General features: G+C 64.7%; 26 protein-coding genes. 8 read left to right on the top strand and 18 right to left on the bottom strand.

Annotated features, from left to right (window positions below):
• Positions 1-87 precede the first annotated feature (87 nt).
• The 3 genes from DW352_RS12685 to DW352_RS12675 form a co-directional block, all read right to left on the bottom strand.
• Positions 88-435 carry a cupin domain-containing protein gene (locus DW352_RS12685; protein WP_115691671.1) on the bottom strand — a complete coding sequence of 116 codons (348 nt, stop codon included), beginning with the start codon at positions 433-435 and terminating at the stop codon, positions 88-90.
• The gene (locus DW352_RS12680) at positions 435-1,277 is read right to left on the bottom strand and encodes a cyclase family protein (RefSeq protein WP_210209974.1); all 843 of its coding nucleotides are present in this window, start codon (positions 1,275-1,277) and stop codon (positions 435-437) included. The genes DW352_RS12685 and DW352_RS12680 overlap by 1 nt, the downstream gene beginning before the upstream one ends.
• 65 nt (positions 1,278-1,342) lie before the next feature.
• Entirely contained in the window at positions 1,343-2,113 is a 771-nt protein-coding gene (locus tag DW352_RS12675) for an IclR family transcriptional regulator (protein ID WP_210209973.1), read from the bottom strand.
• 147 nt (positions 2,114-2,260) lie between these two features.
• Here DW352_RS12675 and DW352_RS12670 point away from each other — a divergent pair, with 147 nt between their 5' ends.
• Positions 2,261-3,211, top strand: a complete 951-nt coding sequence (locus tag DW352_RS12670) for an amidohydrolase family protein (protein ID WP_115691669.1) — start codon at positions 2,261-2,263, stop codon at positions 3,209-3,211.
• Between the two features lie 241 nt (positions 3,212-3,452).
• Here DW352_RS12670 and DW352_RS12665 read toward each other — a convergent pair whose 3' ends face one another.
• The 3 genes from DW352_RS12665 to DW352_RS12655 form a co-directional block, all read right to left on the bottom strand.
• Positions 3,453-4,667, bottom strand: a complete 1,215-nt coding sequence (locus DW352_RS12665) for an EAL domain-containing response regulator (RefSeq protein WP_115691668.1) — start codon at positions 4,665-4,667, stop codon at positions 3,453-3,455.
• A gap of 206 nt (positions 4,668-4,873) precedes the next feature.
• A complete protein-coding gene (locus tag DW352_RS12660) occupies positions 4,874-5,830 on the bottom strand; it encodes a D-2-hydroxyacid dehydrogenase family protein (RefSeq protein ID WP_115691667.1) in 957 nt (318 codons plus the stop codon).
• A gap of 119 nt (positions 5,831-5,949) precedes the next feature.
• The gene (locus tag DW352_RS12655) at positions 5,950-6,144 is read right to left on the bottom strand and encodes a hypothetical protein (protein ID WP_162826666.1); all 195 of its coding nucleotides are present in this window, start codon (positions 6,142-6,144) and stop codon (positions 5,950-5,952) included.
• 316 nt (positions 6,145-6,460) lie between these two features.
• On the opposite strand from DW352_RS12655, the gene ettA reads away from it, so the two are divergent.
• From ettA to DW352_RS12640, 3 genes are all read left to right on the top strand, one after another.
• Positions 6,461-8,116, top strand: coding sequence for an energy-dependent translational throttle protein EttA (ettA, locus tag DW352_RS12650; RefSeq protein ID WP_115691665.1), 1,656 nt, complete (start codon positions 6,461-6,463; stop codon positions 8,114-8,116).
• 199 nt (positions 8,117-8,315) lie between these two features.
• Entirely contained in the window at positions 8,316-10,631 is a 2,316-nt protein-coding gene (locus tag DW352_RS12645) for an amidase family protein (protein WP_115691664.1), read from the top strand.
• Between the two features lie 201 nt (positions 10,632-10,832).
• Positions 10,833-11,408, top strand: a complete 576-nt coding sequence (locus DW352_RS12640; RefSeq protein ID WP_162826929.1) for a TIGR00645 family protein — start codon at positions 10,833-10,835, stop codon at positions 11,406-11,408.
• A gap of 155 nt (positions 11,409-11,563) precedes the next feature.
• On the opposite strand, the gene DW352_RS12635 is transcribed toward DW352_RS12640, so the two are convergent.
• Entirely contained in the window at positions 11,564-12,130 is a 567-nt protein-coding gene (locus DW352_RS12635; protein ID WP_115691663.1) for an NADPH-dependent FMN reductase, read from the bottom strand.
• Positions 12,131-12,332: 202 nt separating this feature from the next.
• Between DW352_RS12635 and DW352_RS12630 the strand changes: the two genes are divergently transcribed.
• Positions 12,333-13,583, top strand: coding sequence for a lytic murein transglycosylase (locus tag DW352_RS12630; protein ID WP_245434424.1), 1,251 nt, complete (start codon positions 12,333-12,335; stop codon positions 13,581-13,583).
• Positions 13,584-13,649: 66 nt separating this feature from the next.
• Here DW352_RS12630 and DW352_RS12625 read toward each other — a convergent pair whose 3' ends face one another.
• From DW352_RS12625 to DW352_RS12595, 7 genes are all read right to left on the bottom strand, one after another.
• Entirely contained in the window at positions 13,650-13,967 is a 318-nt protein-coding gene (locus tag DW352_RS12625) for a hypothetical protein (protein WP_115691662.1), read from the bottom strand.
• A 228-nt stretch (positions 13,968-14,195) separates the two neighbouring features.
• Positions 14,196-14,501: a hypothetical protein gene (locus DW352_RS12620; protein ID WP_115691661.1), complete on the bottom strand. Its 306-nt coding sequence runs from the start codon at positions 14,499-14,501 to the stop codon at positions 14,196-14,198.
• 249 nt (positions 14,502-14,750) lie between these two features.
• On the bottom strand, positions 14,751-15,458 hold the full coding sequence (locus DW352_RS12615; RefSeq protein WP_162826928.1) for a phosphatase PAP2 family protein: 708 nt from the start codon (positions 15,456-15,458) through the stop codon (positions 14,751-14,753).
• A gap of 98 nt (positions 15,459-15,556) precedes the next feature.
• Positions 15,557-16,042: an NUDIX hydrolase gene (locus DW352_RS12610; protein ID WP_162826927.1), complete on the bottom strand. Its 486-nt coding sequence runs from the start codon at positions 16,040-16,042 to the stop codon at positions 15,557-15,559.
• Positions 16,043-16,151: 109 nt separating this feature from the next.
• On the bottom strand, positions 16,152-16,685 hold the full coding sequence (locus DW352_RS26775; protein ID WP_162826926.1) for a hypothetical protein: 534 nt from the start codon (positions 16,683-16,685) through the stop codon (positions 16,152-16,154).
• A gap of 803 nt (positions 16,686-17,488) precedes the next feature.
• Positions 17,489-18,466: a Bug family tripartite tricarboxylate transporter substrate binding protein gene (locus tag DW352_RS12600; RefSeq protein ID WP_115691657.1), complete on the bottom strand. Its 978-nt coding sequence runs from the start codon at positions 18,464-18,466 to the stop codon at positions 17,489-17,491.
• A gap of 166 nt (positions 18,467-18,632) precedes the next feature.
• Complete coding sequence (locus DW352_RS12595; protein WP_115691656.1) at positions 18,633-19,943, bottom strand: hypothetical protein; 1,311 nt, start codon at positions 19,941-19,943, stop codon at positions 18,633-18,635.
• Positions 19,944-20,040: 97 nt separating this feature from the next.
• On the opposite strand from DW352_RS12595, the gene DW352_RS12590 reads away from it, so the two are divergent.
• Both DW352_RS12590 and DW352_RS12585 read left to right on the top strand, forming a co-directional pair.
• The gene (locus DW352_RS12590; RefSeq protein ID WP_115691655.1) at positions 20,041-20,424 is read left to right on the top strand and encodes a VOC family protein; all 384 of its coding nucleotides are present in this window, start codon (positions 20,041-20,043) and stop codon (positions 20,422-20,424) included.
• Between the two features lie 138 nt (positions 20,425-20,562).
• Positions 20,563-20,952 (top strand): DUF930 domain-containing protein, encoded by a 390-nt coding sequence (locus DW352_RS12585; RefSeq protein WP_115691654.1) that lies wholly within the window; start codon positions 20,563-20,565, stop codon positions 20,950-20,952.
• A 9-nt stretch (positions 20,953-20,961) separates the two neighbouring features.
• Here DW352_RS12585 and DW352_RS12580 read toward each other — a convergent pair whose 3' ends face one another.
• The 4 genes from DW352_RS12580 to DW352_RS12565 all read right to left on the bottom strand — a co-directional run bounded on the left by DW352_RS12580 (position 20,962) and on the right by DW352_RS12565 (position 23,427).
• Positions 20,962-21,387 (bottom strand): cupin domain-containing protein, encoded by a 426-nt coding sequence (locus DW352_RS12580; RefSeq protein WP_115694389.1) that lies wholly within the window; start codon positions 21,385-21,387, stop codon positions 20,962-20,964.
• Positions 21,388-21,410: 23 nt separating this feature from the next.
• On the bottom strand, positions 21,411-22,013 hold the full coding sequence (locus DW352_RS12575; protein WP_115691653.1) for a L,D-transpeptidase: 603 nt from the start codon (positions 22,011-22,013) through the stop codon (positions 21,411-21,413).
• A gap of 101 nt (positions 22,014-22,114) precedes the next feature.
• Complete coding sequence (locus DW352_RS12570; RefSeq protein ID WP_115691652.1) at positions 22,115-22,798, bottom strand: YoaK family protein; 684 nt, start codon at positions 22,796-22,798, stop codon at positions 22,115-22,117.
• Positions 22,795-23,427: a glutathione S-transferase family protein gene (locus tag DW352_RS12565; RefSeq protein ID WP_115691651.1), complete on the bottom strand. Its 633-nt coding sequence runs from the start codon at positions 23,425-23,427 to the stop codon at positions 22,795-22,797. Before DW352_RS12565 ends, DW352_RS12570 begins: the two co-directional genes overlap by 4 nt.
• 183 nt (positions 23,428-23,610) lie before the next feature.
• On the opposite strand from DW352_RS12565, the gene DW352_RS12560 reads away from it, so the two are divergent.
• Positions 23,611-24,600, top strand: coding sequence for a Bug family tripartite tricarboxylate transporter substrate binding protein (locus DW352_RS12560; RefSeq protein WP_115691650.1), 990 nt, complete (start codon positions 23,611-23,613; stop codon positions 24,598-24,600).
• Positions 24,601-25,118 lie beyond the last annotated feature (518 nt).

The raw sequence follows: 25,118 nt of genomic DNA, 5'->3' as shown, positions 1-25,118 counted from the left end.
GAACGCGGGGCATCCAGTACGCACGAACGTCTGTGGTTACTGGATCGCCCGCGTGCGCGGGCGATGACACTGTTTTTTTGCGCGTCGTTACTTCGCCGCCGGCGGCGTCGCCACCGCCACCGCAATGGTGCAGACCTCGTTGCTGCGGTTGATGATCTCGCGCGTCTCGTTCGGTTCGATGACGCAGGAGTCCATCGCCTTGAGCACCGTCTCCTTGCCGTTGACGATGACCGTCAGCTCGCCGGACAGCACCAGATAGACCTTCTCCGGCGGCGAGGCGTCGGGACCGGCGCCGCCGCCCGGCAGGAAGTGCGAAATGCCGAAGACGAGGCCCTTGGTGCCGCCCGCTTCCGCGCCGAACACCCGCAACGAGGAGTAGCCGCGGTGGTTCGGCGCGTCGTACGGCTTGGCGTCGGCGAAGCGTTTGACGTGCATCAGAACTTCTCCCCGCGCTCGATGCGGTACTCGCCCTTGGGATCGATCATCGCGACCAGGCGGATGATGCAGCCGTCGCCGCGGTCCCAGTTCCACGGGAAGTAAGCGAAGGTGCAGCGCTTGCCGGTGACCTTGTCGAGGTCGCCGCCGACGTTCTCGATGCCCAGGATGCCGTTGGTGAACAGCTTGCGGTGCACCGGCTCCCATTCCGGATGGTCTTCCTTCCAATCGCGGCCGCCCGACCACTGCTTGTATTCTTCCGCCAGATGCGGATGCAGCGGGCCGTTGCGGTGCGGGCCGATCGCGGTGGCGAGCGGGTGGTCGTTGGCCTGGGTGTCGTGCCCGACCACCTTGACCTTCTTCTCGACGAACCAGTCGCCGGCCGACTTCACGAAGCCGGGGCATTTGCAGAAGTAGTCTTCAGAGTCTTCGTACTGGTGGTGCCAGCCGGTATTGATGATCACCACGTCGCGCGGACGCACGAGCTTGCCGGCGGCCTTTTCGAGATCGTCATAGGTGATCGGTTCCCACATCTTCTTCGGCAGCGACACGACGATGCCCGAGCCGAAAAAGTGCGGCAGCGGCACCTCGTCGATGAACGGCGTGCCCTGGACGACGTGCGCCGGCGCGTCGATATGCGTAGTGTTGTGCATCGACGTGGTGATGCGCTGCGACAGCACGCCGGACTTGGCCATGTAATGGATGCGCTCGATCTGCACGTCCTGGAAGTACGGCCAGTTCGGCGACTGGTAACCGAAGCGGTGGGACAGGTTGTAGAACTCCAGCCCCATGCTGTTGTTCAGGTTCTCTTCGAACTCCACGCCGCGAATTTTGATGGCCACGGCATCCTCCCTTTTCTGATTTGCGCGAGCGCGCTGGTCGGTTTCAGTTAAATCCGTCCGTCGCCTCAGGCGGCGGAGGCATTCATGCGGCCTTCCAAGGCGCGCTTGGTCGCCAGAAGTCGTTCGGCGATGTGGTTCGCCTGGTTGGCGAAGCGCAGGCTCGGTACCGGCACGGAAATCGCGACGGCATTGCCGAGCGGATCGTGCAACGCGACGCCGGCCGCGCAGATACCCTCGGTGTGCTCCTCGCGGTCGAAGGCGACGCCGATGCGGCGGACGACCTTGAGTTCGTTGAGCAGTGTGTCGATCTTGGTGATGGACCGCGCCGTGCGCGCTTCGTAGCTGCGGCCGATCAGCGCCTCGACCGCGGAATCGGAAAGCTGCGCGAGGTACGCCTTGCCGTTGGCGGTGCAGTGGAGCGGGAAGGTTTCGCCGACGCCGGACACCGTGCGCAGGCGTTGCGAGCCGACGACCTGATCGATGAAGACGAGGTGATCCTTCTTCACGGTCGAGAGGTCGACCGTCTCATGCAACTCCGCGGACAGCCTTTCCAGGAAGGGGCGCGCCAGCGAAACGAAATCGCTGCGCACGGAAGCGGCGAGCCGCATGATGGTCGGCCCCAGCCGAACGCGTCCGTTCGGCGTGGCGGCAATCACCAGTTTCTCGGTTTCGAGCGCGGCGACGATGCGCTGAACGGTGGAGCGGGCAAGGTTCACGCGTTGCGCGATCTGGCCGAGGCTCAGCCCCGCGTTCTCGTCCTCCAACGCACGAAGGATCGTGGCGGCACGTGCGATCACCTGCACCTGTGACTTGTCGTTGGTGACCAGTCGGCTCATGGGCGCTTCCATCCGTACTCACAGGCGATCTCAAGCCGCCTTGCATTGTGGGTCACGATAGCCCAATATCCGATACAGTCGAAAGCAAAAAATTCGGCAATCGTCGCTGCATTGCAGCAGCGGCACGAAGAAACATCGAGGAAACGCATGGTTCAGAAGATCGCGCTCGAAGAACATTTCCTGTCGCCGGGACTCGTCGATTATTGGAAGCCGACGATGACGGAAGTCGCTCCGGCCTTTGTCGAGCAGCTCTATAAGCGCTTGACGGACTTCGGTGATTTGCGCCTGGCGACGATGGACAAAGCGGGCATCGCGCGCAGTGTGCTGGGGGTCGCAGGTCCCGGCGTGCAGGCGGAGCGCGACGTCGCGCTGGCCACCAGGAAGGCGCGTGAGGCGAACGACTTCCTGGCTGTGGAAATTCAGAAGCGGCCGGACCGCTATGCGGGTTTCGCCCACATCGCGGTACAGGATCCGCGCGCGGCAGCCGACGAGCTCGAACGCTGCATGCGCGATCTGAAGTTCTCAGGCGCCATGATCAACGGCCACACCAACGGCATGTATCTCGATGACGCCTCGCTGGCGCCGTTCTGGGAGCGCGCCGATGCGCTCGGCGCGGTCATCTACATTCATCCGACCGATCCGATTGTGCCGGCGCCGGTGTTGAACGGCGTGCCGGCCTTGCGCCGCGCGACCTGGGAATGGGGCTTCGAGACCGGCTCGCATGCGCTGCGGCTCGTCTTCAGCGGCGTGTTCGATCGCTATCCGAATGCGAAGGTCGCGCTCGGTCACATGGGCGAGACCTTGCCGTATCTGCTGTGGCGCTTCGACAGCCGCGCCAAGCTCTACAATGTGAAGCTGGCCAAGGAGCCGTCGGACTACATCAAGGACAACATCGTCGTGACCGTGTCCGGCGTCTATGCGCGGGAGCCGTTGATGTGCGCGGTCGAGGCGCTCGGCCGTGACAAGGTGATGTTCGCCGCCGATTATCCGTTCGAGAACGCGGAAGAGGCCGGGCACTTCCTGGACGACGTGGCGATCCCGGAGGACCTGCGCGCCGACGTCGCCTACAACAACGCGGCGAAGCTGCTGAAGCTGTGATGCGGAAAGATTACTAGACCCGCCACATACTCTGCGTCATGCCCGGGCTTGGCCCGGGCATCCATGATGCGTTTCCGCTCATAAGGGCCGCAACGAAGCGCGTGCACGTGGAACCGCCTCATGGATTGCCGGGGCACAAGGGCGTTCACGCCCGTCTTCGGCGGGCTATGCCCGGCAATGACCGTGGGGAGAGGCAGCGATGTTCTGCCTCTCACTCTCAGACCTCTCACTCCCAGGCCTATCACTCCCCCAACGTCACCGGCTTGCCGAGCACGCGTCGGGCGAATTTGTGCCGTTCCATCGGCTTGCCGAAGAAGAAGCCCTGTACAAGGTCGAAGCCCAGTTCGCGCGCCAGCAGGAAGTCGGCACGCGTCTCGACGCCTTCCGCCAAGGTGCGCGCGCCGACGCCATCGGCGAAGTCGAGGATGCGTCGGCATGTCGTCTGTTTGAGACGGTCTTCGCCCGCGCCGGTGATGAAGGCGCGGTCGACCTTGATCTCGACGAAGGGGAAATCATCCAGCGTGCGCAGCATCGGCCATTCGGCGCCGAGATTGTCGATCGCCACGCCGACATTGCGCAGTCTGAGCGCGCGCGCGACCTCGGCGGCGAAGGGCAGGTTCTGCACGATCTCCTGGCTGGCGATCTCGACCATCATGCCGTCGAAACCGGGATGATGCGGCATGTAGTGAGCCAGCGCATCGACGGCGTCGGCGTCGCGGAAGAAGTCGAGCGGCAAGTTGACCGACGGCGTGATCGGGCCGTACTCGCCTGTGAAATACTGCCAGTCCTTGGCGGCCTGCCGCAGCACGAATTCGGACAGCGCGGCGAAATGCGGATCGTCGGCGTCCGGAATGAAACAGGCGGGCGGCACGATGCCCCAGGTAGGATGACGCATGCGTACCAGCGCCTCCGCGCCGGACAGCGATAGCGAGTGGACCTCGATGCGCGGCTGATACCAGAGCTCGAGCCAGTCGGCGTGCAGCGCCTCGGTCACATGCACCGGCGGATTGGGCGGCGCCTCGCTCGGGATCAGCGCGCCGACGCGCGCGCGCAGGTCATTGTCGCTGAACGGCGTCGGCAGCAACGGCAACATCGACAGGCCGAGTTCCCGGCCGAGCGCATGCACGGCCGGCACCATCGGCGCCGCGAGTTGGCCGAACACGAGCACCTTGCCGTCGAAGCGGCGCGCCGCGAGTTGTTCCAGCATGTTGCTCGCCGCAATGCCGCCCGACGACAGGCCGAGCACGAACAGATCGGGCAGCGTGTCGATCAACGCCGCCGCGAGATCGCTCTTCTGTTCGTACTCGCCGGCGATGAAGCCGATGTCTTCCAGCGCTTCCTTCAAGAAGCGCCGGATATGCGGCTTGCTGTCGGCAATGCAGGCGCGCGGCGCAACTCTCCGGCGGCCGAATGTCGCGATCACCGAAGGTATTTCGCCGTGGCTGTTTCCGTGCATGCAAGAGACTCCATCTTAGACAACGGAGCTACTCTGCCTTTGCATTGCGCCACGACTAGGTCGCAGGAGAACTTGCGCACGCAATTGTGCGCTTATGACTAATCTCGACAATACCGATAAATTTGCAGCGAACGATGGCGCCGATTACGCGATATTGCGCCGGCATTTTTTGAATCTTGCTTTACGCCCGCGGCAACATGTGACCGCTACGGCGTGATCACACGCACGGGCTTGCCGTCAAGCCACGCGCGAATGTCTTCAACAATATCCGGATAGTACTTCCGGTAATTCTGCTCGCTGACGTAGCCGAGATGCGGCGTGAGCACGACGTTGTCGAGCTTGCGATAGGGATGGTCTATCGGCAACGGCTCGATCTCGAACACATCGAGCCCGGCACCGGCGATCTTCTTGTTCTGCAACGCCTCGAGCAATGCCGCCTGATCGACGATCGGCGCGCGCGCGGTGTTAATGAGATAGGCGGTATTCTTCATACGGCCGATATCCGCGGCGGTGATGAGCCCCCGCGAGCGCTCGCTGAGCTGGTAATGGATGGTGATGAAATCGGCGGTCGCGAACAGTTCTTCTTTTGTCGCGTAACCGACGCCGAGTTCCGCCGCTTTCTCGGGCGTGAGGTTCTGGCTCCAGGCGATCACGTTCATACCGAAGGCCTTGGCGACCGCGGCGACGCGCTGGCCGAGTTTGCCGATGCCGACGATGCCGAGCGTCTGCCCTTCGAGATCCTTGCCGATGGTGACCTGCCACGGCTCGCCCGCTTTCATCCGCGCGTTCTCGAAGCCGATCCGGCGCGTGAGTTCGAGCATCAGGCCGAAGACCACGCCGGTGGTGGGATTGCCGACCGCGCCGGTGCCGCAGACGGTGATGCCGCGCTCGGCCGCCGCCTTGACGTCGAAGGAGTTGTTCTTGGCGCCGGTGGTGATCAGCAGCTTCAGGTCGGGCAGGGCTTCGAGCACCGCGCGCGGGAACGCCGTGCGCTCGCGCATACCGGCGACGATGGCGAAGCCTTGCAGCGCCTTGATGGTGTCGGCCTGGCTGGCGAAGGGTTTGTTGAAGACGGTGATCTCGACGTCTTTGGCGACCGGTGACCAGTCGGCGTAGCGCAGGGCCACATTCTGATAGTCGTCGAGGATCGCTGCCTTGATCATGCTTTCGCCCTGTCGTTCACGGCCCGGACCATGCGGGCGGCGGCACAATAGGGCGGTATTCTTGCCTTGTCATTCGGGGGCGCGGACGGTTTCGCGCGGCCCCGACCCGGATCGGACCGTTACGGCATCCGGCCGTGCTTGGCCTGCCAGGCCGGTCCCGGTCCGCGCATATAATGCCGCTCGGGCCGATAGGGGCGCACCGCGTCCCGCGTGACTTCCTGCCAGAAGGCGGCGCAGAAGCGCGCGACCATGGCCAACGGATGTGACAGCCAGGCGGTGCCGGAACCGGCGACGGCTGACATGGCTCTGCTCATGACACGATCCCTTTACCGACCGCGGCGGGCCGGTCGGCCCGTCTGTTGTTTCGTCGCCTCGAGCGGCGGCGAGGTTCACGACAGAGATCATGCGTCGGGAGCACTGAAGACGGGATATCCGGAGCCGGTTTCGGGCGGCTAAATTTGGAATCAAGCTTTCCAAGAACTTGATAGGGAACCGGCGCGGCGCTTGCCCTTTTGAGTTCCGCTGGCTACATCAGCCGTCGCATTTCCCGACAAGGCATCCGGCCGCGCGCCCGACGCGCATGGCCCGATTCAAGCCGGAAAAACAAGGGTTTCAGGGGTCCAAAGGACAATGAACGGTCGCCAATTCATCTACCACATGCAGGGCCTGACGAAGTCCTACCCGCCCGCCAAGAAGGTGCTGGATAACATCCATCTGTCCTTCTACCCGGACGCCAAGATCGGCGTGCTCGGCGTCAACGGCTCCGGCAAATCGACCTTGCTGCGCATCATGGCCGGCATCGACACCGACTATACCGGCGACGGCTGGGTCGCCGAAGGCGCCCGCGTCGGCTACCTCGAGCAGGAGCCGCAGCTCGACCCGGCTAAGTCGGTGCGCGGCAATGTCGAGGAGGGGGTCGCCGCCAAGCGCGCGCTGCTCGACCGTTACAACGAAATCGCGATGAACTACTCCGACGAGACCGCCGACGAGATGGCGAAGCTCCAGGACATCATCGACAGCCAGAACCTGTGGGACCTCGATTCCAAGGTCACCCAGGCCATGGACGCGCTCAACTGCCCGCCGGACGACGCCGACGTCACCAAGCTCTCCGGCGGTGAGCGCCGCCGCGTGGCGCTGTGCCGGCTGCTGCTCGACCAGCCCGAGCTGTTGCTGCTCGACGAGCCGACCAACCATCTCGACGCCGAGAGCGTGAACTGGCTCGAAGGCCATCTGCGCAACTACCCGGGCGCGATATTGATCGTCACCCACGACCGCTACTTCCTCGACAACGTCACCGGCTGGATCCTCGAGCTCGATCACGGCCGCGGCATTCCCTACGAGGGCAACTACACGTCCTGGCTGGCACAGAAGCAGAAGCGCATGGAGCAGGAGGGCCGCGAGGACGAAGCGCGCCGCCGCACGCTCGAGCGCGAGCAGGAATGGGTGCAGTCCTCGCCCAAGGCGCGGCAGGCGAAGTCGAAGGCGCGTTACGAGCGCTACGAGGAACTGCTCAAGGTCGCCAACGCCAAGGTCAACACGGTCGCGCAGATCACAATTCCGGTGGTCGAGCGCCTCGGCAACAACGTCGTCGATTTCGAAAACCTCACCAAGGGCTTCGGCGACAAGCTTCTGATCGACAATCTGACCTTCCGGCTGCCGCCGGGCGGCATCGTCGGCGTCATCGGCCCGAACGGCGCCGGTAAGACGACCCTGTTCCGCATGATCACCGGCCAGGAAAAGCCGGATGGCGGCACCATCAAGGTCGGCGAGTCGGTGCATCTCGGCTATGTCGACCAGTCGCGCGACGCGCTCGACGGCAAGAAGACCATCTGGGAGGAAATCTCGGACGGCAACGACATCATGCTCGTCGGCAAGAAGGAAGTGCCGTCGCGCGCCTACGTCTCGCTGTTCAACTTCAAGGGCGCGGATCAGCAGAAAAAGGTCGGTACGCTGTCGGGCGGCGAACGCAACCGCGTGCATCTCGCCAAGATGCTCAAATCGGGCGCGAACCTGTTGCTGCTCGACGAACCGACCAACGATCTCGACGTCGAAACGCTGCGTGCGCTTGAAGAGGCGTTGGAGGATTTCGCCGGCTGCGCCGTGATCATCAGCCACGATCGCTGGTTCCTCGACCGCATCGCGACGCACATCCTGGCCTTCGAAGGTGACAGCCACGTCGAATGGTTCGAAGGCAACTTCCAGGACTACGAGAAGGACAAGATGCGTCGTCTTGGCACCGACAGCGTCATCCCGCACCGGCTGAAGTACAAGAAGTTCACGCGTTAAAGCCTTTTCCTTGTGATGGCCGGGCTTGTCCCGGCCATTTCGTTTAGCGCGCAATGCCTTTTCAAGGCGGGATCACCGGGACAAGCCCGGTGATGACCAAAATGGGACGCGGGGCGATGTCTGTCGCCAATATCCGCGACAGCACGCGTCCCCCGGGATAGATTTGAGGCGCTCCCCGCCAGCGCTGGACTCTGTCGCGATGAACAAGCCCGTTACGCCCGCCAAGCCTTTCGTTCTCGAAGAAGCGACGATCGACGCGCTGCATGCCGCGATCCGCGCCGGCGAGATCACCGTGCTCAGCCTTGTCGAGCGCTATCTTGCACGCGTGCGCGCCTACAACGGCACATCGAATCTGCTGGTGACCGAGAATGGCGCGCCGGTGCCGCCCGCGCCGGGCGCGATGCGTGGCGGCGCGCCGCTCGCTTTCCCGACCGAGACCGTCAAGGCCGACGACGTTCTTCCCGACCTCGACCGGTACGTCGGCCCGCCGATCGAATTCGGCCGCATGGAGCCGACCGCGTCCGATCCGTCCGTGCAGCAGCAGTTTGGCATGACCGTCGGCAAGGCGAATGCCGGCCAGGTCAACGCGCTGGCGACGCTCAATATCCGCGGCGAGCGGTCGGTCACCTGCCGTGGCGATTACGATCTGCATCCTGCCAAGGGCCCGCTGCCGAAGGGCGCACCGCCGGTCTGCGAATTCTTTCGCCATCAGCCGGACGCGCTCGAGCGCGCAGCCGAACTCGATGCGCTCTATGGCCGCAATCCAGACCTCGAGAAGATGCCGATGTACGGTGTCGTGTTCTCGTTCAAGGACCCGTTCGACACCAAGGACATGCGTTCGACCGGCGGTGGCGATGCGGCCTATGACATCGACTTTCCCGCCCGCGACCACGCGCTCGTGCATCAGTTGCGCGAGAAGGGCGCCATCATCTTCGCCAAGGCGGTGAACACGGAATATAACGGCCGCCCGGACGATCCGCTGGCGCGGCGCAAGCCCGATAAAGTTCTGCCGACGACGCTCGGCTATCAGCGCAGCACCTGGGGCGGCAATCCATCGAACCCTTACGACACCACGCGCGCCGCCTCACTCGGCTCGAGCTCGGGCTCCGGCGTCTCGGTGTCGACCAACATGGTGATGGCGAGCCTGGGCGAGGAGACGCGGGCCTCCTGCCGCGGACCCGCCAATCACAATGCGGTCGCGCTGATCCTGCCGCACAAAGCGCTGCTCGGCTTCGATGGCGGGGCCATTGGCGCCGACATCCATGTCGACCGCTCTGGCATTCTCGCACGCACCATCGGTGACTGCGCCAAGATCCTCGATGCGTTGAAAGACACTGTCGAGGGCTTCTACGACGCGCGCGATCCGTTCACGACCGTGCCACGCTCGTCCGTGCTCGAGTCTTATGCTGCGCACGCCCGCGCGTCGGGTGCGTCCGGCGCTTTGAAGGGGATGCGTCTCGGCATCCTGCGGGAGTCGATGATCGTGCGGCCCGGCCACAAGACCGACGAGCCGATCACCGCCGCTGCGGCGAAAGAGATGAAGGAGATGCTCGGCGAGCGGCTCGGCGCGACTTTGGTAGAGTCTTCCGATCCGCTGTGGACTCCCGACGCCGCCTGCGAGCCGATGACGGTCGATCATCGCACCGCGCTGGCACGGCTCATCCCGGTATTCATGCCGGACATCCTCTATCGCCTCGACGGCAACGGTGAGCCCTTGTTCAAGGAATTCGCGGCAGCCATCGCACCGACGGAATTCGAGCCCGGCAAGGTGTTCGGTTCGGGCACGATGCGGCCGATGGATTACATGCTGGCGATGTCGGAAGGTCGCATCGCGCCGCCGACGAACCTCGATCTCGCCACCGTCCAGCAGCAGGCCGCGCAAACCGCCTTCCGCTTTCACATCAATCAGTATCTGTCGCGCCGCGCCGACGACTGGAAGGCCAAAGGCTTCACAGAGACGCTGGCCGACTTCAGCGCGCTCAATGCACGGTCGAAATTCTGGGGCGACGACCAGCGCGTAAGCTTCCTCGACTGGGATGATGTCGCCGACCTGCGCAGCCCGCTGGGCCATCGGCAGGCGACGGCTGACCGGCTGATGCTGCGCGAGCTGCTGCGCCGCGCCGACATGATGGTGATCTACGAAAACAAGCTCGATGCGCTGGTGCGCCTGCATACGCCGTTTCCGCCGGGCAAGATCGGTGGCGCCGGGCAGGGCTTCTCCAATAACCTCACCTGGGAATCTTTGAGCGGGCCGAATGCCGGCCTCACCGAGGTGTTGATCCCCGCCGGCTTTGTCACGACCGTCTACGATCCTGTCTACAAGCTCAGCGAGGACGGCAAGCGTTATCTCCACGTGCCGTCGGACAGGCCGACGACTCTGCCCGAGCCAGGGCTGCCGTTCTCGCTCGTGTTCCGCGCGGAGCCGGGCAAGGAGGACGTGCTGTTGCGCGTCGCGTCCGCCTATGAGGCGGCTTCGAAGCGGCGGGTGCCGCCACCGGCTTTTCCACCGCTCTGATCGACGGCGGCGACCGCGCCCGCTTGTGCGAAGCGTTCATGACGGGATGCCTCTTGGGTTGTGAAAATGGCGGCGGTCCGGCCTGCGCGCGTGACGTCTCGCCGCATCCCCCGCCGCCATCCTTGCCCCGCCTCGAATCGCCTATAAATCGCCGTGGCCGCGCGCCGGTGCTCCGCCGCCGCGCCCACCAGAGGTTTTCCGATGTCCATGTCCGCCGACGAGCCGCGCGTGCCGCCGAGTTATCCCGGCCTGCGGCCGCTGCCGCAGATCATCTTCTCGTCACGCTGGCTGCAACTGCCGCTCTATCTCGGATTGATCGTCGCGCAAGCCGTCTATGTCGTTCTGTTCGTGAAGGAGCTTTGGCACCTGGTCGAAGGCGCCATGAAGCTCACCGAGCAGGAGATCATGCTGGTGGTGCTCGGGCTCATCGACGTGGTGATGATTTCCAACCTGCTGATCATGGTCATCGTCGGCGGTTACGAGACCTTCGTATCGCGGCTGCAACTCGAGCGGCATCCCGATCAGCCGGAATGGCTGAGCCACGTCAACGCCAGCGTGCTCAAGATCAAGCTGGCGATGGCGATCATCGGCATCTCCTCGATCCATCTCTTGCGTACGTTCATCTACGCTGGCCAGCTCGGCAAGCCGGATCTGCCTTACACCGAGACCGGCGTGATGTGGCAGACCATCATCCACGGCCTGTTCATCCTGTCGGCGATCGGTATCGCCTATGTCGAGAAGCTGAGCCAGGGCGCTTACGCGCGGCCGGACCACTAACGCATCGCGGCTCGAATTGACAGGCGGACACTGAAACATACTCCGCTCATTCCCGCGTAAGCGGGAATCCAGCGATAAATGCAAGAGTTGCATTTTTGCGCTGGGTCCCCGCTTTCGCGGGGACGAGCGGGATGTCTGCATGCGCAGCGAAGCTTTTACTTCTGACGCAGCGACGAGAGCGCGCCGTCCCACTTGGCGAGCTCGTTCAGCATCGTGGTGACGCTGGTGTCGATGAGCTCGTTGGAGACGAAAGTGCCGTCTTCGACCTGCTTGCCGGCGAAGGGGATCGGCACGCCTTCGGGAAGCGGCATCATCCGCAGCGCCGTGAGCATCAGCTTCAGCGCCTGCGCCGAGCGCAGGCCGCCGGACACGCCGCCGTAGCTGACGATGCCGACCGCCTTGTAGGCCCATTCCTTGACCAGATAGCTCAGGGCGTTGACCACGGGCGGCGGCGGGAAATAGTCGTATTCCGGCAGGACGAACGCATAGGCGTCGGCCGCACCGATGATCTTCGACCAAGCCTTGGTGTGCTCGTGCGCGTATTGCTGCAACGAGGGGTGCTGCGGCTCGTCGAAGAGCGGCAGTTTGATCTCGGCGAGGTCGACGAAGGTCGGCTCGAAGCGGCTGTCTTTCTTGACCGCGGATTCGAACCAGCGCGCGACCGGCAGGCCGACGCGGCCCGGGCGCGTGCTGCAGACGATAATGTTGAGTTTGATTGCCATTTCAGACCTGTTCTTGAAGTAAGCGGCGATGCGGTGGTGGTAGATCGGTTTCCGATCAGCCTTCAAGGAACAAGAATGATACCGACCGGTTCATGCGATGCCTGCCGGTGCGTGTATCGCGCCTTCGCCTCGCGCGCCAGGATAATATGCCGGTCGCGTTTACCTTTAATTTGCCGGACACTCTCTGTTCTCTGATTCGCGTATGTTCCTCGAACGTTCGGCCCCGCTCATGTTCGTCCGTCTGTTGTCGCTCATCGTGCTGGTCTCCGTGGGGGCGGTGGCCGGCGCACAGCAGGCGCGTGCGGCGGACGCGGCTTTCGAGCAATGGCTGCAAGGGGTGTGGCCGCAGGCGCGGGCGATGGGCGTGTCGCGCGCGACGTTCGACAAAGCCGTCGCCGGGCTCGCGCCGGATTTGACGCTGCCCGATCTCGCCATTCCCGGCAAGCCCGAGAAGGTGCCGCAGCAGCCGGAATTCGTGCAGACGCCGTCGCAATATCTGCGCGAGGCGACGTTCGATCGGCTGGCGGCACGCGGCAAGCAACTGTCGGCGCAGTACCGCGACACGCTCGCGCGCATCGAGCGCGAGATCGGCGTGCCGGGCAATGTCGTGCTGGCGATCTGGGCGCGCGAGACCGATTACGGCGGCTACAAGCTGCCGCACGACGCCATCCGCGTGCTGGCCACGCAGGCCTACATCGGCAAGCGCAAGGACTTCTTCCGCAACGAATTCCTGCATGCCTTGAAGATGCTGCAGGACGGCACGCCGCGCGCCGATTTGCGTTCGTCCTGGGGCGGCGCGATGGGACTGACGCAGTTCCTGCCGTCCGAATACTACAAATACGCGGTCGACTTCGACGGCGACGGCCGCGCCGACATCTGGCGCTCGGTGCCGGACGCGCTCGCTTCCGCCGCGAAGCAGCTCGCCGGCAAAGGCTGGCAGCGCGGCGAGCGCTGGGCCTATGAGGTGAAAGCGCCGGCCAATGGCGACTGCACGATGGGCACGCCGGAGACGACGATGCCGATCGGCGAATGGGTGAAGCGCGGTTATCTGCTGCTGCCGCCGCGCAAGCTGACGGCCGAAGCGCTGGCGATGCCGGCTTCGCTGCTGCAGCCGGAAGGCAGTTACGGTCCGTCGTTCCTGACGCCGAAGAACTACTTCGTGCTCAAGGAGTACAACTACTCGGATCTCTACGTGCTGTTCGTCGGCCACTTGAGCGATCGCATCGCCGGCGGCGGCGCGTTCATGACGCCGTGGAGCAAGGCCGAGCAGATGCGCACGAGCGACGTCGAGACGATGCAGCAGCGGCTGACCGCGCTCGGCCTGTACAAGGACAAGATCGACGGCAAGGCGGGAATGCTCACCCGCGCCGCGCTCGGCGCTTATCAGAAGCGCAACGGCCTGAAGGTCGACTGCTGGCCGACCGCCGACGTGCTGGCGCATATGCGCCGCTGACCGCGCGCGCAAAAGCAAAACGCCCGGCGGTGGGGCCGGGCGTTGGCTTATTCGGCGTGCGTTCGCTCAGTCGCAGACTTCGACGCGGCGCGAGCGCCAGCCATAACCGTCCCAGAAGCGCTGACGCTCGACGTGGCAGACGGGGCCTTCTTCCACATAGACGCGGCGCGGCGGCGGGGGCGGCGGCGGCGCGACGTAGACCGGCGCCGGTTCGTAATAGCGCGGCTGGCTGTTGGCGATGGCGCCGCCGATGATGGCGCCGGCGGCGAGACCGCCGACAACGCCGGCGGCAACGCCGCAACCGTCACAGCGCGCTTGCGCGGTGGACGGCAGCGCGGCGGCAACCAGACCGGCCGCGGCGACTGCGAAGATCGTGTGTTTCATTGCTCGTTCCTACGGCCGAGAGACGTGATGCGATGATGCACCCGAGCCCTTACGCGTTTGTTAAGAGCCGATGAACCATCGGCCGATAACAGGCCGCGCAAAGATGTCGGAAATTGGGTGCAGCAAATGCTACCCCACCCTTCGCAAGAAAAAGTCCGAGTTCCATCAGGAGCCCGGACTTTTTCTTATTTAGATTCACCGAGGCGTTAGCCACGCCTCATATCGGCGTTAGCCGCACACGCGCACGCGACGCACGCGCCAACCCCAGCCGTCCCAGAACCGTTCACGGGTCCAGTAGCAGGGCGGGCCGTAATAGACCGGCGCCGGGCCATAGTAATAGCCGGGGCCTGGGCCGTAGTAGTGCGGGCCGGCGGCGGCGGAACCGATCAGCGCGCCGGCGGCGATGCCGCCGATGATGCCGGCCGCCACGGCACCGCCGCGCGCTTCAGCCGGTTGCGGGGTGGTGGCCACAGCCGCGACAACGAGAGCCGCGGTGGCCGCGAGAGCTGTTAGGGTTTTGCTCGTTCGGGTCATGGCTTGGTTTCCTTTGCTCAACTCCGTATGCATTCAACGACCGTTCGCATCGTTTCCTGCGCCGCCCTCGGCTGCGAAATCTAACAACTGTGCCGGCAAGACAATGCTTTGTCGTGTGGTCAGGTTCCGCCTTTCCCGGTGAATGACCGCTGAATGGCGCATGCAGCGTGCTTCCGCGCTGCATTAAATTACTGCAAGCTTTGGGGCGCGATTGCGGCGACGATTGGCGCGAAGTTTGTCCGGCGTCATTCATGTTTTAAAGCCGACAAACAGATGCACGATGGCAACGCCGATGCGTCGCGTGTTGGGAAAGCCCGAACCGAGTTCGGCCGTCACCAAGAACAACGCGCCGTAGAAATATCCCGGTTGCCACGCTTCCCATGCGAGCACGCGCGGCGCGAATGCTTCGACCAGCGGTTTGCGCACGACCAGCAAGCCGACAGCGATGCCGATCAGTGCGCCGACGACAACGTCGCTCGGATAATGGATGCCGAGAAAGACGCGCGCGAACGCGGCGCATGTGCTGAACAAACCGAAGAACAATCCCCATCGCGGCGCAACGCGCCATAAGCCGGCGGCGATGGCGAAGAGATACGTCGCGTTGTCGCTCGGGAAGCTGCTCCAGTTTTCGAGATCGGCGTGCCACTCGAATGTCGGCGCGTTGGCACCGAGGTCGTACATCGGTCGTGTGCGGAACGGCAGTGCCGTCGACAAGATGCGATTGACGACGAGGGCGATCGCCACCGCGAGCACGATCGCCAGCAGCATTTCGCGGCGGCGCACTTGATCCTTGCCGGGCTGGAACCACAACAGCCCGAACAGTCCCATGTAAATCGAGCCCTTGAGTACCTCCAGGTGCACCACGGCGCGATCGAGAAAGGGACTCCAACCGCAATAGGCATTGAGCGCGCGATAGAGCGCGGCGTCCCAAGTCGCCAGTTCGTGGAGAAAGCTCATCGCCCTGCCGCCTATGGCGGCGGGGTGCCGCATGGCTGCAATAAAACCGTCATAGAGAAGGATGGTTCCGGCGCGGCAGCCGCCCGGGACAAGGCGGGCTAACGCTTGGTCTTCTTGTTGGCTTTGTTCTTGGCCTTGCGAGGCTTCGTTTTTGCCGCTTTCTTCTTGCCGCGCTTGCGCACGAGCGAACGGCCGACGCTCTTCAGAAACAGCTTCTCGAGCGGATAATGCAGCTTGCCGATGGCGTCCTTGAGCGGCAGCCACGCCACGGCCGTGATATCGCGCATCAAATCGCGGCTTGGATTGGCGGCCGCCCGCATATGCCAGAATTCCACCAGCTTCGGCCGGCCCTGCTCGGCGCGATAGGTGATGGCGCCGAGGAACTCGCGCACCTCGACGCGGTGCCCCGTCTCCTCGAACACCTCGCGGCGGGCCGCGGCGCGCGGGCGTTCGTTGCGCTTGAGCTTGCCGCGCGGCAGGACCCAGAGGCCGTCTTTCGCGCGTTGAACGATGGCGACGAACGGCTTGGCGCCTTTGCGCACCACGATGCCGCCTGCTGCCTGTATCGCCTTCTTCTGCGCCATCTGCCCCGATTCCGCCTGTGCCCCAGGTTCTAGCGTGTAGCAAAAAAACCGCGGCGACTCGCGTTGAAAATGCACAGAGCTCGATGGCTGTGGGCAACGCCGCCAAAGATCACTCCTTATGCGCCCGGCGCGGCGGCGTGCCATGCGTCCGCAAGACGACGCCGAGCGTGGCGTGCCAGCGCGCGCAGGCCTGTTCGGTGTCGCGCTCGGCGACGGTTACGGCCTCGGCGAAGCTCATGTTCTTCTCGGCCGCGATGCCGACGCAGGCGAACCAGAACTGCGCCGGCTGTGGCAGCTGCGGCACGTGGTGCGGCAGGCAGGACAGAGCGTCGCCCTCGCAGCGGCGGAGGTCGCGGCAGCGGCCATCGTCGCAATGGCGCCAGACCGCGAGCAGATCGCTCCAGCGGCGCGCCGCCGCGCGCAGCGACAGCCGTTGACGCTTGAGGCGCTGCGGCCGCGCGTCGCCGGGGCGGCGGCGGAGCCGCAAGCGCGGACGCGCTGCCGGCGTGAGCTTGGCGACGATGTGTTGCAACAGGCGATCGTGCGCCGCCTCCTGTCGCCGGCGCGGCAGCAAGGGAAAGCAGCGGCGAGGGTAGCGGGTGAACGGGGCGGGCGGCAGGCGCGGAGGCGCGGACGTGGTCACGGCTGGTCTCCTTTCGCTGTGATGGTGGCGTGCGTCATGGCCCCTGTTCTTTGCGCGGCCCGGGGTGGCCGGTCTTACGCTCGCTTTCCTTACCCCTCGGACGAAGAGGGGACGGCGCGCCGAGCAGGCGCGGAAGTCGGATCAGGTCCCGCACAATCTCGCGATCATGCGGTGCGCCTCTCGGCGCGCCATCGCGGCGTCTTCCAACGGCGGGCCGCGCTTTCAACGGAGGCTTCATCAAGGCCGAAGCACTCGGTGTCAGCGAGCTCCTCGCGGGGAGTCGTATTGCTCCCGGGCGGGGTCCGCCGCCGCTCGAGGGCTTGGGAGGTGCGTTCATCTCCCGCGCGCGAGCGCCGCGCCCGGCTCCGCTTCATGACGCCTCATGAGAGCGCCCTCCGTTGAGCCGGACAGAAAGGACTATAATCTATTAAGGAATATAGAGCAAGTATGGATAGGAATATTTTTTGAGGTGCGATGGCGAGGTGTCGGGCGGCTTAGCTGAAGGCGTAATCTGCCGTGTCGGCGCGGCGACTAGCGGAAAGGAAGAGGCGGATTACGCTGCGCTAATCCGCCCTACAGGGCTCAGCCCGCCCTACGAAGCCGCGACCTAGGGATATGACGCGCGGAGAGCCATCATGGATGCCCGGGTCAAACCCGGGCATGACGCTGTGCCGTTGGCGGCCGCGTACCACAGCAACCCGGCTGCGCCGTGTGGAGTAGCGCAGCGTCATCCGCCACCCGCAAAGAAAAGGCGGGTTACCCCTTCGGCTAACCCGCCCGACGAACTGTGCCGTTGGTGGCCGCTAGTTGAACTTCAGGCCGGCTTCCTTGGCGATCTTCAGGTTCAACTCGATCTCGCGCTTGTTCATCGCGTCCATTTCGGTCGGCGACATCGGCTGTGGTTCGACGCCCTGCACGGCCAGCTTCTGCTGCACGTCCGGCAGCGCCAGCACCTTGGTCACTTCCGCATGCAGCGTGTCGATGATCGCGCGCGGCGTCTTGGCCGGCGCCAGCATGCCGGTCCAGTAGTTGTAGTCGGAGTTCGCAAAGCCGGCCTCGACCGTGGTCGGCACATTGGGCAGCGACGGCGAGCGCTTGGCCGAGGATACGGCGAGCGGGATGAGCTTGCCTTCCTTGATGAAGGGCATGCTCGATGAAATGCCGATGAAGCAGAAGTCGACGCGGCCGGTCATCACTTCGGTCAGCGCCTCGAGGCCGCCACGGAACGGCACATGCGTGCCCGAGAAGCCGGCGCTGACGCGGAAGCGCTCGGCGGCCCAGTGCGTGGCGCTGCCGACGCCGGCCGACGAATACGTCAGATTGCCTGCCTTCGCCTTGGCGACGAATTCCTGCACCGTCTTGACGCCGAGCGATGGCGCCACCAGCAGCACGTTCGGCACGCTGCCGAAGGAGGCGATGCAGGCGAAGTCCTTGGCCGCATCGTAGGTGAGATTGGGATAGGCGGCAGGCGCGCCCGAATGCGCGGCGGCGTTGATCAGCAGCGTGTAGCCGTCGGGATCGGCCTTCGCGACCATCGCCGAGCCGATGCTGCCGCCGGCGCCGCCGCGGTTTTCGATGACGATGGTCTGCCCGAGCTGTTTGGCCAATGGATCGGTGACAATGCGGCCGATGATGTCGATCGACGAGCCGGCGTTGAACGGCACCAGCGCGCGGATCGGTCTGTCCTTCGGCCAATCGGCGAAGGCGACGCCAGGCAGCGCGGGCGTCGCCAATGCGGCGGCCGAATATGTCAGGAATTGGCGGCGATGAATGAAGCGCATTGTTCCCCCGGGTAAGGCATGCGCGCCTCGTGATTTGGCGCGACGTGATTGCCGCCATGATGCCGTCAAGGCATTGCGTGGAGCAAGAGCCGCGCGTCAAAAAACGCCGCTATTTGGCATCATGAAAGAGATCGGCGCGCCGATCGAGATGATCGTGAGCGGTTCGTTACTGCAGCGGTCCGGCGAGCAGACGAAACGCAATCGGTCCGACGATATAGAACGCGATCAGCACGTGCCGCGTGCGCGGATGGACGACGGCGTCGAGCAAAGACAGTCCCGCCAGCGGGACGACCGCAATCACCGGTAGATAGTAGCGCGGATAGGCATCCATCATCCAACCGAAGCTGAGATGACGCTGATAGCTGAAGGCGATGTGGATGATGAACGTTGCCGCAAAGGCGAGCGCGCCTGCGACGACGATCACATCGAGCGCCGCTTCGCTGTGGCGTGCGATGCGCCGTATCGATAAGGCGATGCCGGCGATCGCGCAGAGCGCGGCGATGATCGGAACGGCCAGCATGCCGTAGTTCAACGCATTGCGCGTTGCCAGGACCGGCATCCATTCGAGAACGAAGCAGCCGATGAAATAGGCGGCGTAGCCGAGTGGTGTCATGCGCGCCGCGCCGTCCCAACCGGCGAGTTGCGCGCCGTCGCGCAAGAGCGCCAGCTGGCCCGGCGTGTTGGGCGTGGGGCTGCCGTATTGAACGACGAGCGCGACGTAAGGCGCGGCGGCCAATACCGCGACGAGCGCCAGCGGCGCGATCCACTGCGCACGAAACCGGCCGCGCCACGCAAGCCACAGCAGCACGCCGGCAAAGAGGCCGCCGGCGAGCATCAACCCGGTGAGCTTGGCCCAGGAGGCGACGAGAACGCCGGCGAGCGCCAGCACCAGCCAGCGTGTGCGGCCCGTCGCGATCAATTGCCACGCGCCCAGCATCGCGAGGGCGCCGCCGGCAAACGCCGCGTTGTCGTTGTTGACCGCGCCGGCCAGCGGCATGAGCACGGGGATACAGGCGAGCGGCACGGCGTAGGCGTAGAAGATGGGTGGCGACAGGCGCGCATAGATGCCGATCATCAGCAGCGCGGCGAGGCCGAGCGCGGCGAAGGCGATGTTGATCAGGCGATGAACGACGATGGCGTGCGGATGGCCTTCGAGCGTCGGGCCGAGCAACGCGAGCAGGGCATAATAGGGCGAGGGATGATTGAGATAGTTCGGCGCGGTGGTGAAGGTGAAGTCCGCCGGGTCGAGCATCCGCATATCGGTGAGCGTCGGCCAAAGCGCGCCGGTGTGCTGGATATGGGCGACATAAGAGGCATGGGCGACTTCGTCGAAGCCTTGCGTGACGTCCTTGCGCAGCGCGCTCAGCGTCGCCGCCACGATCAGCAGCGCGACGATGAAGATGCTGCCCCGCGCGTTGGTGGCCGCGAGCGGCCGCTGCGCCTGCGGCAACGTGTGAGGCGGGCTGAGCGAGGACATGCTCGGAGCGTAGGCTCGCGCGGTTAAGTATTTGCTAGGTTGCGCGCGGGCGCTGCGTAGGCAATATGACGCCGCAAGGAATTGAGGAGGGCCGGTCATGGCGCGCGTTACCTGGGATCACATTCATCTCCGCAGTCCGGACCCCGCAGGCATGGCGAAATGGTTCGAGGAGATTCTCGGCGCCGCGGTGATTCGCACGGTGGAGCAGGGCAGTCGCGTCGATCTGGAGCTCGGCGGCCAGAAGGTCTTCATCACCGGCGTGCCGCCGGAGGGGCTCAATCCCGCGCCGAAGTCGCCTTATCGCGGATTGGACCATTTCGCGCTCTTCGTCACCGATCTCGACGGCTTCGTGGCCGAGCTCAAAACCAAGGGCGCGCAGTTTCAGAAGGAACCGCATTCGCCGCGTCCCGGCATCAAGATCTGCTTCCTGCGCGGCCCCGAGGGCATATCGGTTGAGCTGCTCGAGCGCGACTCGCAATAAGCGTGATTTGAGCCGGCGGCACGCTGCTTTCGTGAACGTGCTCTCGCCACTTTTGCTTGGGACAAGGCGCGCGCGCCGGTTGCCCGGCCGCTGCAACCGCGGGTAAATGTCCCGGTTGCAGCGTGAGGAGAATTGGATATGCGGTTTTTTGCTCTCGCGCTCGGTGTGGCCTGTCTTTTCACGACGCAGGCGACGGCCATGGATGCCCGCTTCGAGCGCGTGCTGAAGATGCTGGACCCGGGCGCGCGGCTCGAACAGCTTTGCGACTATACGGCGATGTCCAACATCAAGAAGGACACGCGCGAGTATCGGCCCGATCGCGCCATTGCCGGCGCGCGCTCCGAGCCGAAGGTGAACGGCAACACGATCAAGGCCGAGGGCGCCGCCTTCCGCAGCCGCAAGAAATGGTACGCGCTGACGTACACCTGCGCCGCCGATGGTGAGCACATGAAGGTGCTGGCGTTCAAGTACAAGATCGGCGCCGAGATTCCGGAATCGAACTGGGCGGCCTACAATCTGTTCGATTGAGACGGCTGGTCACTGGCCGGTCGGGATCGTGTTCTTGGCGCCGTCGGCGCCCATATACACGGCCAGAATTCGCACCGGCACGTTGCCCGTATTGGTGCCGGCATGCGGCACGGCCATCGCCTCCATGAAGGCGTCGCCCTTTTTATAGACGCGCTTGCCGCGCGCTCCGTAGTCGACCGTCAATTCGCCGTCGAGCATGTAGGCGAACAGCGGCACGCCGTGCTCGTGCTCGATGGTCGAGGCGCCGGGGGCGAGGGTGATGATGGCGGCGGTGACGCGCGCATCGCCCGTGGCCGGATATTTCAGCGGTTCGCCGACGACGGACTGACGCGCCGACAGCAGCGTCTTAAGCGGATAGCCTTTGTCTTGCGCCACTGCGGCGCTGGCCGAGAGAGCGAACACAATCGCCGCCGTGGCCCGGAAGTGTGCGCTCATCATCGCGATCCCCGTCGCGGCCGCTAGCGGTGCTCGACGACGACTTTGGTGCCGACCGGCACGCGCCCGTAGAGATCCGTGATGTCCTCGTTCACGAGGCGGAAGCAGCCCGACGACACCGCCTGGCCGATCGTCTCCGGCGCGTTGGTGCCGTGGATGCGATAGACGGTGGTGCCGATATAGAGCGCGCGTGCGCCCATCGGGTTACCGGGGCCGCCGGCCATCCAGCGCGGCAGGTAAGGCTGACGCTCGATCATCTCCGGCGGCGGCGTCCAATCCGGCCATTCCGCCTTGCGCGAGATCTTGTGCGTGCCGCCCCACTGGAAGCCGTCGCGGCCGACGCCGATGCCGTAGCGCAAGGCGACGTTGTTGCCGAGGATCAGATACAGGAAGCGATCATTGGTGTTGACGATGATCGTGCCCGGCGGCTGATCGGTGCGGTAAAATACCGACTGGCGCCGCAGTTCCGGCGGCAGATCGACATCGCGCGCGGTGTGATCGACGCCAGGATCGACGTCCTGCATCGTCGGCTCGGGAATTTTTCCATACGCGCCCTGCGCGGCGGCGGGGCCTGCCACAATCATCAAGGCGAGGCAGGCGACGGCGGCGACAACAGGACGATGCATGAGTGATCCCCCGGCTACACGAACGGAGCCATTGTACAACGTACCCCGGCGTCCGAATCAATGCGATTCACGATACCTGCCAGATCGCACTTAAGGCGATCTTACGCCTTGAGCGGCAAACTCGCGGCAATGGCGGCCACCAGTACCGCGAACAGCAGGCACCAGAACCCGGAAAGATAGAACAACAGCGCCGAGACGGCGCAGCCGCTGGCGAATAGCACAATACCGAGGGTGAGCTGCCCGAGCCGCTTGCGGACGGCGGCCCTGCCGTCGGCGGCCACCACGCCGCTCAAGAGATCGACGGCGTCGATCGTCGCCTGCGTGGTGTTCCCGGTCATGATCGTGGTGGGCGGCAGGCTGCCCAAATGCACGCGCTGCACGGCGTTTTGGACCGCCATCGCGGCGACGCCGACGAAACCGGCGACCAGCGCGATGCCCGTGTCGGCATCGGGGAAGGGGCCGTGGCCGATCGTGAGCGCGGCAAAGCCGGCCAGCAACGTGACCTGAGTGATGAGCAGAATGCGCAGCACCGGCCAGTCGCGCCGGCGCATGGCGCTGCTTGCGAGCCGCGCCACCGCGACAACGAGCACGAACGCGGGCAGCGCCAGCACCTTGTTGATGATGCCGTGATGGCCGAAGACCAGCGCCGCACCGATCGTCACGAAGTTGCCGGTGACGTGCGACGTGAAGAGTCCCTGCAGGCCGAGAAAGCCGGCCGTGTCGACATAGCCGGCGTTGAAGGACAACAGCGCGGCGATGATCGCCGGCCCGCCCGGCATCTTCATGCGGGTATGTCCTGCTCGGCCAATGCTCGCTTGACGCTGTCGCGTTCGATCATGCGCGCGCGATGCTCGCGCACCTTAGGCAGACTGTTTATGTCGACGCCGTCGTCGCCGAGCCATCGCGTCAGCGTGTACAGATACGGATCGCAAATGCTGTAGCGCTCGCCGAGCACCCACGGTCCCTTGAGCATCTTGCTGTCGATCAGTTCGAAGATCTTCGCCACCGAGGTCGGCACGTAACGTTTCATCGCCTCCATCGCGTCGGTCTCGCCGGCATCGACCCACCGCGTGCCGCGGCGCAGATGAGCGTGCGCGACATGCGCGGTCGAGCAGAGATAGCTGTTGAACTCCTGCACCTGCGCGAAAGCGAAAGGATCGTCGATCGGTGCGAGCTTGGCGGCGGGAAAGCGTTGCGCGACGTAAGCCAGCAAGGCCGGCGTCTCGGTGAGCACGCCGTGTTCGGTGGCGAGCGCCGGCACGCGCGCCTTCGGATTGACGGCCAGATAGTCCGGCCTGCGCTGTTCTCCCGCGCCGAAATCCACACGCTTGGTCTCGAACGGAGCGCCCGCGTCGAAGAGGGCAATGTGGGTGGCGAGCGCGCAACTCCCCGGGGCGTAGTAAAGCGTCAGCATGTGGAAACTCCTTCGCGTGGCACCGCGCCGCACCATAGCATCATGCGGCGGCCGGATTGCTCTCGCAGTCGCACAATTTTCGCATGCGAAATTGCTGGGGCTTTAGCATTCGGCCCCTTTGCAGCGCGCGGCGATGTGCCATGATGCGTGCAATTAACGAACCAATAAACCCGGAGGAAACACATGGCGTTTGGACGTCGGCATTTCATAAAAGCGGCGGCGGGGCTCGCGGTCGGCACCGGCTTGACCCGGCTCGGCGCACCGGCCGTCGCGCAGGAAAAATGGCCGTCCAAGCCGGTGCGTCTGATCGTGCCGCTGGCGCCGGGCGGCGCCATCGACTTCGCCGCCCGCCAATGCGGCGAAGTGCTATCGCGCCAGCTTGGGCAGCAGTTCTTCGTCGAAAACCGCACCGGCGCGGGCGGCACCATCGGCATGGATGCGGCGATGAAGGCGGCGCCCGACGGCTACACGCTGCTCGTCACCAACGACAACGCGGCGAGCGCGCCGCACATCATGAAGCTGTCGTACGACTACACGAAAATCCTGCTGCCGGTCATCGACATCGGCCATCAGCCGCAGGCCTTCGCGGTGCATCCGTCGCTCGGCGTCAACTCGGTGGCGGAATTCGTCGCGCTGGCCAAGAAGAGCGGTCCGATCGGTTTCGCCTCGTCCGGCGTCGGCTCCAACCAGCACGTGGTCGGCGCGTGGTTCGCGCGCGAAGCCGGCATCAAGCTCGAGCACGTGCCCTACCGTGGCGCCGGCGCGGCGGTCGGCGATCTGCTCGCGGGTCACGTCAAATCGGCGTTCCTTGGGCCGACCGCGCTGATCGCGCATCACCACGACGGCAAGATCAAGATCATCGCGCAAACCTCGGCGAAGCGCGCGCCGACGCTGCCGGATATTCCGACGCTGGAGGAGTCCGGCTACAAAGGTCTGGTGCTCGAGGCTTGGTATGCCGCCTTCGCGCCGCCGGGCACGCCGGCCGATCTCATCGCTCAGATCAATGCCGCCGCGGGCAAGGCGCTGACGGACGAGAAGCTGCGCGCCAATTTCGAGAAGGGCTCGATGGAGCCGATCGGCGGCACGCCCGAAGCGCTCGGCAAACTGGCGCAGGCGGATTCCGAGAAATACGCGCGACTGGTGAAGGAGCTCGGCATCACCGCGGCGTTGTAGTGTCGTAGGCGGGTTAGGCGAAGGCCTAGCCCGCACTATGACTGACGGAGCGTTCGTCGGCCGGTTGGACGTGCAACGACACGGCGTCATGCCCGCGAGCACAGTTCATAGGGTGGGCCGAATACGTCACAACACGGGTCATGCCCGGGCTTGCCCCGGGCATCCATGACGACTCGACACGCTTGAGAGCGGTACGTTCGGCTATGCCTGCGGCACGGCCTCATGGATTGCCGGGTCAAGCCCGGCAATGACGGTTGGGGGACGGCCGGAGGCGTAACTCGCCGTGGGCAGCGGTGAGATGAGTTGGCGGATGATGCTGTGCTCATCCGCCCTTGAGGCTGACGGAAAACTCGTCAGCCGGTTGGACGTGCAACAACACGGCGTCATGCCCGTGCGCACAGTTCATAGGGTGGGCCGAACACGTCACAACACGGGTCATGCCCGGGCTTGACCCGGGCATCCATGACGACTTTACACGCTTGAGAGCGGTACGTTCGGCTATGCCTGCGGCACGGCCT

This window comes from Pseudolabrys taiwanensis, from assembly GCF_003367395.1.
GTDB classification, from domain to species: Bacteria; Pseudomonadota; Alphaproteobacteria; order Rhizobiales; family Xanthobacteraceae; genus Pseudolabrys; species Pseudolabrys taiwanensis.
Note: the sequence above shows the minus strand (reverse complement) of the source record. Positions and strands in the feature narration are given on the sequence as shown.

What these genes read in the sequence shown, in the direction of transcription:
- DW352_RS12565 (WP_115691651.1), bottom strand. Translation starts at nt 23,427, where the DNA reads ATGCTGACGCTTTACTACGCCCCGGGGAGTTGCGCGCTCGCCACCCAC.
- DW352_RS12570 (WP_115691652.1), bottom strand. Translation starts at nt 22,798, where the DNA reads ATGAAGATGCCGGGCGGGCCGGCGATCATCGCCGCGCTGTTGTCCTTC.
- DW352_RS12670 (WP_115691669.1), top strand. Translation starts at nt 2,261, where the DNA reads ATGGTTCAGAAGATCGCGCTCGAAGAACATTTCCTGTCGCCGGGACTC.
- DW352_RS12660 (WP_115691667.1), bottom strand. Translation starts at nt 5,830, where the DNA reads ATGATCAAGGCAGCGATCCTCGACGACTATCAGAATGTGGCCCTGCGC.
- DW352_RS12590 (WP_115691655.1), top strand. Translation starts at nt 20,041, where the DNA reads ATGGCGCGCGTTACCTGGGATCACATTCATCTCCGCAGTCCGGACCCC.
- DW352_RS12685 (WP_115691671.1), bottom strand. Translation starts at nt 435, where the DNA reads ATGCACGTCAAACGCTTCGCCGACGCCAAGCCGTACGACGCGCCGAAC.
- DW352_RS12645 (WP_115691664.1), top strand. Translation starts at nt 8,316, where the DNA reads ATGAACAAGCCCGTTACGCCCGCCAAGCCTTTCGTTCTCGAAGAAGCG.
- ettA (WP_115691665.1), top strand. Translation starts at nt 6,461, where the DNA reads ATGAACGGTCGCCAATTCATCTACCACATGCAGGGCCTGACGAAGTCC.
- DW352_RS12665 (WP_115691668.1), bottom strand. Translation starts at nt 4,667, where the DNA reads ATGCACGGAAACAGCCACGGCGAAATACCTTCGGTGATCGCGACATTC.
- DW352_RS12560 (WP_115691650.1), top strand. Translation starts at nt 23,611, where the DNA reads ATGGCGTTTGGACGTCGGCATTTCATAAAAGCGGCGGCGGGGCTCGCG.
- DW352_RS12615 (WP_162826928.1), bottom strand. Translation starts at nt 15,458, where the DNA reads ATGAGCTTTCTCCACGAACTGGCGACTTGGGACGCCGCGCTCTATCGC.
- DW352_RS12600 (WP_115691657.1), bottom strand. Translation starts at nt 18,466, where the DNA reads ATGCGCTTCATTCATCGCCGCCAATTCCTGACATATTCGGCCGCCGCA.
- DW352_RS12630 (WP_245434424.1), top strand. Translation starts at nt 12,333, where the DNA reads ATGTTCCTCGAACGTTCGGCCCCGCTCATGTTCGTCCGTCTGTTGTCG.
- DW352_RS12620 (WP_115691661.1), bottom strand. Translation starts at nt 14,501, where the DNA reads ATGACCCGAACGAGCAAAACCCTAACAGCTCTCGCGGCCACCGCGGCT.
- DW352_RS12580 (WP_115694389.1), bottom strand. Translation starts at nt 21,387, where the DNA reads ATGAGCGCACACTTCCGGGCCACGGCGGCGATTGTGTTCGCTCTCTCG.
- DW352_RS12610 (WP_162826927.1), bottom strand. Translation starts at nt 16,042, where the DNA reads ATGGCGCAGAAGAAGGCGATACAGGCAGCAGGCGGCATCGTGGTGCGC.
- DW352_RS12635 (WP_115691663.1), bottom strand. Translation starts at nt 12,130, where the DNA reads ATGGCAATCAAACTCAACATTATCGTCTGCAGCACGCGCCCGGGCCGC.
- DW352_RS12595 (WP_115691656.1), bottom strand. Translation starts at nt 19,943, where the DNA reads ATGTCCTCGCTCAGCCCGCCTCACACGTTGCCGCAGGCGCAGCGGCCG.
- DW352_RS12575 (WP_115691653.1), bottom strand. Translation starts at nt 22,013, where the DNA reads ATGCATCGTCCTGTTGTCGCCGCCGTCGCCTGCCTCGCCTTGATGATT.
- DW352_RS12585 (WP_115691654.1), top strand. Translation starts at nt 20,563, where the DNA reads ATGCGGTTTTTTGCTCTCGCGCTCGGTGTGGCCTGTCTTTTCACGACG.
- DW352_RS12625 (WP_115691662.1), bottom strand. Translation starts at nt 13,967, where the DNA reads ATGAAACACACGATCTTCGCAGTCGCCGCGGCCGGTCTGGTTGCCGCC.
- DW352_RS12655 (WP_162826666.1), bottom strand. Translation starts at nt 6,144, where the DNA reads ATGAGCAGAGCCATGTCAGCCGTCGCCGGTTCCGGCACCGCCTGGCTG.
- DW352_RS12640 (WP_162826929.1), top strand. Translation starts at nt 10,833, where the DNA reads ATGTCCATGTCCGCCGACGAGCCGCGCGTGCCGCCGAGTTATCCCGGC.
- DW352_RS12675 (WP_210209973.1), bottom strand. Translation starts at nt 2,113, where the DNA reads ATGAGCCGACTGGTCACCAACGACAAGTCACAGGTGCAGGTGATCGCA.